Raw genomic sequence first — 6,186 nt, forward strand, 5'->3', positions numbered from 1 at the left:
TGGCGAAAATCCGCGGCAAAATTCCTTGCCGCGGATGCCAATTCACGTTGCGAATCAGGCCGCCGGCACCGGAACCGGACCCTTGCCCTGCTGGACCTGACGACTGAACAGCTCGCTCATCAGTTCAAGGCTGAACACGTGGGCAAAAATTAGCCCGAGCATGCCATTCTGGTTCCACTGACGCAGCACATCGCCGCGCAGTTCACGAAGCTTTTCTTGGTTGACCATCTTAAAGCCGCGATAAACGAATGGCTGGTCGTTGCCGGCCTGCTGGATCGCCACTTCGCCGTCCATCAGCAAGTCATGCTTGACCAGCTCTTCCACGAATGTCTGGGTACGGAAACCGGCTTCTTCGAAGTTGCGGCAGAAATCGAGAGTCGCCTTGCAGCTTTCTGTCGGTTCGCCATTGTCGAACAACGCGACTCCTTCATCGAACTCTCCAACCAGATCAGTGGACGGATCGAAGCAGAGCGAGAGTTCTTCGGTTTCAGGGGTGAGCTTGGCCAGCATGAACGGATATCGGCGCGCATAAGCCGGGATGTATACCTGCTGCGTCGGGCGGCCGTCATCGTCGATGAAAGTGTTCACACCTTCGTTCAGGCCCATCAGCGCGAGCGGCACGGAAGGTTCACCAACTGAAAACACGACCGGAAAATTGCGCGATGCGTGGACGAACTCTTCCGCGGTCAGCGGAATGGCATGCTGCCCTATCAGCCACTTAGCCTGATCAGTGTTGCGGCTTTTCCAGGTACCATGATCGCGGCTGTTCAGCGGCATCAGGTCGTTATAGAACAGCGGCAGGTTGGCGGCTTGCGGCGCGCTGGCCATCGAAAACTCTCCAATCAATTCGAACTTGGCACTTCCGGGCAGGCCCGGGGCGAAACCGGGCCTTTAGGCCTTGCTGGCTGCAGGTGCAAGGGTGACAAGTTTGCCTGGGTTGAGCCCTTCTGCGGGATCAAGGGCGGCCTTGATCCGGCGCATCAAATCCAGGGCAACCGGATCGTACAGGCGCGCCAATTCGTCCCGCTTCGATTGTCCGATGCCGTGTTCCGCCGAGATCGACCCCCCCCAGGCCGTAACCAGATCGTGAACCATGCGGTTGATAGCCTTGCCGTCACCCGCCTCCCATGCCGCGCGCTCTGTTCCGTGCGGAGCGGCAACGTGAAAATGGATGTTGCCATCGCCCAAGTGACCAAATCCCATCACTTCTGTTCCGGGCCAGGCCGCTTCTACTTCAGCGCCGGCTTCTTCGATGAAGGCAGGCATACGTGCTACCGGCACCGAGATATCGTGCTGCATGGCAGGGCCGCGAGCTCGTTCCGCGGGCGAAATTGAATCGCGCAGGGTCCAGAACGTTTCGGCCTGGGCTTCGCTGGCCGACAAAACCGCATCTTCGACAAGGCCCTGCTCAAAGGCTGCAGCGAGAGCCTGCTCGACCCGATCGCGCAGCGTTTCGGCCGCACTGCTGCTGTCTGCGACAACTTCGATCAAGGCGTGCCAGGGATGTTCACCCGTCAGCGGCGAACGGGCGTCGGGCAAGTAGGCCAGGACTGACTGCAGACAAACCCTGGGTAGAACTTCGAAACCTTCCACTGCATCGCCTAAAACCGCTTCGCAATAAAGCAGCAACGACCGGGCATCATGAATTGATCTCAGGCCGGCCCACACGACTACGCGGTCGGCCAGCGCGGGCACCAGCCTCAGCGTGGCCGCTGTCACGATCCCCAGCGTGCCTTCCGATCCGATAAACAGCTGTTTGAGGTCAAAGCCGCGGTTATCCTTGCGCAGCGGAGTCAGCGCATTGAACACCTGACCATCAGGCAAAACAGCCTCCAGGCCAAGCACCTGCGCCCGCATTACCCCGTGACGCAGCACTTGCGTACCGCCGGCGTTGGTCGAAATAAGACCGCCGATTGTTGCCGATCCCTTGCCTCCTAAAGTGAGGGGAAACCGCAGCGCTTTGTTCGCAGCTGCGTCGTGCAGGCTTTGCAGCACGACGCCAGCTTCGCACACCGCCTGCCGTGTTTCGGCATCGATACTGCGGATCGCGTTCATCCGCCGCGTGGTGAGCAGCAGCGCCGAACCGCTAGTGTCCGGCGTCGCCCCGCCCGACATGCCGCTGTTGCCGCCCTGCGGCACGATTGGCACTCCGGCGCGGCGGCATGCCTTGACAACGCGCGCCAGTTCATCAGTCGATGCCGGAGCAGCCAAGCCCAGCGCCCGCCCGGTGTAGCGGCCGCGCCAGTCAGTCAGCCACGGCCCGACCGTGTCAGGATCGCGATCAAGCCCGCGCGGCCCCAGGATGGCGGAAAGTTCATCGAGCAAGGGAGGGGTGCCTGTTTCGGTCATTGCGATTGTGGATATGACACAGGGGAGCGCCAGTTCCAATGCGCTGCTTGGGGTCAAGGGGTTGCGCGGTCAGCGCGGCAGGTTAAGCGGTGGTTCAAGACTGTCGACTATCTACGCGGGGGCAATGAACGCGTTTTTCAACATGATCGCGCCACTGGCGCTGATGCTGCCGGCTGCGGTGGCGGTCGAAGAAGCGCGCAATACTCCAGCGTCGGTGGAGGTGCCCGCCGATTCCGCCGAGCTTGCCGTTCCCGCCGCGCCGGTTTCACGCGCCACGGGGGAAAGCTTGCGCGCCCTGGCGGAATACTTTCGCCCGGCGGGCGCACAGCAGGTGCGGATCGAAGAGCGCGTGACTATCCGCATTGCCCCGCGTCCGGCCCCGATCATGCCGTCTATGTTTGCCGAGGATTTCGCCCCGCAGCCTGGAATGCCCCGCTATTCGGAAAAGAAAATGGGCAAGTGCGTACCCATGACGGGCATTCTTGGTGTGCAGCCGACCGGCGGCAACCGGCTTATCATGATCATGAAGGATCGCCGAACGGTTAGCGCAACTTTATCAAAGTCGTGCCAGGCGCAGGCCTATTATTCAGGCTTTCTGGTAGCCAAGAATGCCGATGGCATGATTTGCCAGGGGCGGGACCAATTGCTTGCCCGTAACGGCACCAATTGCACTGTGACTGGATTTCGCCAGATCATCGAACTGGGCAACTAAGCCTCAATCCTTGACTTTGCGCCGGGTTTCGGCCTAGGGCGCGCCAGCTTCGCGATGGGTTTGACCAACCGGGCGAAGCGGCGACCTGACCCGGGGGACGGGGCGCACAGCATGTATTTTTCCGGAAATAGCACACAGCTTATGAAATTTGCCGATATCGGCCTGTCTGACGAATTGCTCGAAGCGGTCATCGCCAAGGGTTACGACACGCCCACCCCCATCCAGGCACAAGCCATCCCCTCCGTCCTGATGATGCGCGATCTTATCGCCATTGCGCAGACCGGAACAGGCAAGACCGCCAGCTTTGTTCTGCCGATGATCGATATTTTGGCCCACGGTCGGCGGCGCGCGATGATGCCGCGCAGCCTGATTTTGGAGCCGACCCGCGAGCTTGCCGCCCAGGTCGCCGAAAACTTCGAAGCCTATGGCAAAAACCACGATCTCAAGATGGCGCTGCTGATCGGCGGCGTCCAGATGGGTGATCAGGTCAAGGCATTGAACGAAGGCGTCGATGTCTTGATTGCTACGCCGGGCCGCCTGATGGACTTGTTCGAACGCGGCAAGATCCTTTTAACCGGCTGTGACCTGCTGGTGATCGACGAAGCGGACCGGATGCTCGACATGGGCTTCATCCCCGATATCGAAACGATCTGTTCCAAGCTCCCGGCCAGCCGCCAGACCCTGCTATTCAGCGCGACCATGCCGCCGCCGATCAAGAAGCTTTCGGACAAGTTCCTCAGCAATCCCAAGTATATCGAAGTCGCGCGGCCCGCGTCGACCAATACCCAGATCGCCCAGTTCAAGGTTCCGGTCGCTTCGTCACGGGTGAAGCGCGACGTGCTGCGCACACTGTTGCGCACCGACAACGTCGTCACTGCGATGATCTTCTGCAACCGCAAGACAACTGTGCGCGAGCTGGCGAAAAGCCTGAAGCAGCATGGGTTTTCTGCGGGCGAGATTCATGGCGACATGGATCAGTCGGCGCGTGTTGCCGAACTGGACCGGTTCAAGGACGGCTCTATCAACATCCTGTGCTGCTCCGACGTTGCAGCGCGAGGGCTGGATGTGAAAGGTGTCAGCCACGTGTTCAACTTTGACACGCCGTGGCACCCCGATGACTATGTCCACCGCGTCGGCCGCACCGGCCGCGCTGGCGCAACTGGCCGGGCCTTCACCCTGATCGCGCCCGAAGACGCCGAAGCGATCGAGAATGTCGAGAAACTGACCGGCGGCAAGCTGGCGGTGTTTGAGGTCGAGGGCGATCCGAAGCCTGAGCGCTCCAGCCGTGCAGAGCGAGCCCCGCGCGAAGACAAGCCGCGGCGCGAGCGGGCTGAACAAGCTGAACGTGCGCCACGCGAACAACGTGCGCCGCGTCAAGAACGGACCGTCCGGGCAGAGCGCGAAGAACGTGCCCCTCGCGCTGAACCGCGCCGCGAAAGCCGTCAGCGCCGCAGCGAATCCGCCGAAGCGCCGAGCAAGCCGGGCGAATGGAACGGTCCGGTGCCCAATTTCCTGGGTTTTTCGGCGGATTGATCCTAGCTAAGACCTTCTTATTTGAGGCTTTTGCCAAAAATGGAGCGGGGCCTAGTCCGCAACCTTAACGAAGCTGTCAATGACGCGTTTGGGTCCGGCAGATTCGAAATCAATTTCGAGTTTGTTGCCTTCCTGCGCGGTCACCGTGCCGTAGCCGAACTTTTCGTGGAACACCCGCGCACCCAGCGCAACGTCGCCGCGCGGTTTCGCAGCGAAGCTTGCGGCGGAGCGGGTCGATTCGGCAATCCGCTTGGGCACGGCATCGTATTCGCGGGCGGCGGCACGTTGCCAGCCAGGCCCGCGAGTCAAGGTGCGCGATGGCTGCGCCGCAGCTACGTGAGCAAAGGGGTCAGTCGCCTCTGACCATTGCGCCCGCCACAGCGATGCACCGCCTGACAGGGTGGTTTCCTGTTCGACATGGGCGGCGGGAAGTTCCGCAATGAAGCGGCTGGGGATCGAGCTGGTCCATTGGCCATAGATTCGCCGGTTGGCGGCATGGATGATAGTGCAGCGTTTGCGCGCGCGCGTAATCGCGACATAAGCCAGGCGGCGTTCTTCTTCCAGCGCGGCAAGGCCGCCTTCGTCCAGCGCGCGCTGGCTGGGGAACACGCCTTCCTCCCATCCGGGCAGAAACAAATTGTCAAACTCCAACCCCTTGGCGGCGTGGATAGTCATGATCGTCAGCTTTTCGGCGCTGTCATTGGCGTCGTTGTCCATCACCAGGCTGACATGTTCCAGAAAATCGCCGAGGGTTTCATATTCTTCCATGGCGCGGGCAAGTTCGGCCAAGTTCTCCAGCCGTCCGGCGCTCTCCGCGCTCTTTTCGTTTTGCAGGGCGGCGGTGTAACCGCTTTCCTCCAGCACCGTTCGGGCAAGCTCGGCAGGGGACAGCGTCTTGGCCGCATCGCGCCACCGGCCGACATCGCGCATCAAGCCGTATAGCGTGTTGCGCGCGCGCGCAGGCAGCTCGTCCGTGTCGGTAATCTCGAACGCTGCCAGGCTCAACGGCACGCCGCCAGCGCGCGCATGGCGGTGTATTTTCTCAAGCGTCTTGTCGCCCAGGCCGCGTTTGGGGGTGTTGAAGATCCGTTCGAATGCCAGGTCGTCGCTGGGCTGGGTTATTAGCCGCAGATAGGCCAGTGCATCGCGGATTTCGGCGCGCTCATAAAAGCGAAAGCCGCCGACGATCTTGTAGGGCAAGCCGATCGCAATGAAGCGGTCCTCGAACTCGCGGGTCTGGAACTGGGCGCGGACCAGGATCGCAACCTGGGCCAGACTGGCGCCTTCGCGTTCCAGCCGCTCGGCTTCCTCGCCGATACGCCGGGCTTCTTCGGGGCCATCCCAGACTCCGATGACGCGAACCTTGTCGCCGCCGTTGCGCTGCGTCCACAAGGTCTTGCCAAGCCGCTGGCTGTTGGCATCGATCAACCCTGAAGCGGCAGCAAGAATATCGGGCGTGGAGCGATAATTTTGCTCCAGCTTGATAACCTTGGCGCCAGGAAAATCCTTTTCAAAGCGCAGGATATTGGCCACTTCTGCGCCGCGCCATGAATAGATCGACTGGTCGTCATCGCCTACGACGCAGATGTTGC

5 protein-coding genes are annotated in these 6,186 nt (G+C 61.2%); 2 read left to right on the forward strand and 3 right to left on the reverse strand.

The features are described from left to right. Positions 1-54: 54 nt before the first annotated feature. Both Q0L62_RS03845 and Q0L62_RS03850 read right to left on the reverse strand, forming a co-directional pair. Positions 55-828 carry a SapC family protein gene (locus tag Q0L62_RS03845; RefSeq protein WP_296676653.1) on the reverse strand — a complete coding sequence of 258 codons (774 nt, stop codon included), beginning with the start codon at positions 826-828 and terminating at the stop codon, positions 55-57. Between the two features lie 63 nt (positions 829-891). Next, positions 892-2,349 carry an FAD-binding oxidoreductase gene (locus Q0L62_RS03850; RefSeq protein WP_296676656.1) on the reverse strand — a complete coding sequence of 486 codons (1,458 nt, stop codon included), beginning with the start codon at positions 2,347-2,349 and terminating at the stop codon, positions 892-894. Positions 2,350-2,362: 13 nt separating this feature from the next. On the opposite strand from Q0L62_RS03850, the gene Q0L62_RS03855 reads away from it, so the two are divergent. Both Q0L62_RS03855 and Q0L62_RS03860 read left to right on the forward strand, forming a co-directional pair. Then, complete coding sequence (locus Q0L62_RS03855) at positions 2,363-3,061, forward strand: hypothetical protein (RefSeq protein ID WP_296676661.1); 699 nt, start codon at positions 2,363-2,365, stop codon at positions 3,059-3,061. A gap of 141 nt (positions 3,062-3,202) precedes the next feature. Beyond that, entirely contained in the window at positions 3,203-4,594 is a 1,392-nt protein-coding gene (locus tag Q0L62_RS03860) for a DEAD/DEAH box helicase (RefSeq protein WP_296676664.1), read from the forward strand. A 51-nt stretch (positions 4,595-4,645) separates the two neighbouring features. Here the strand turns inward: Q0L62_RS03860 and Q0L62_RS03865 are convergent. Beyond that, positions 4,646-6,186: 3'-5' exonuclease (locus Q0L62_RS03865; protein WP_296676667.1), on the reverse strand; the 1,541-nt coding region annotated here is incomplete at its 5' end.

Source organism: Novosphingobium sp., from assembly GCF_024642085.1.
GTDB lineage: Bacteria > Pseudomonadota > Alphaproteobacteria > Sphingomonadales > Sphingomonadaceae > Novosphingobium.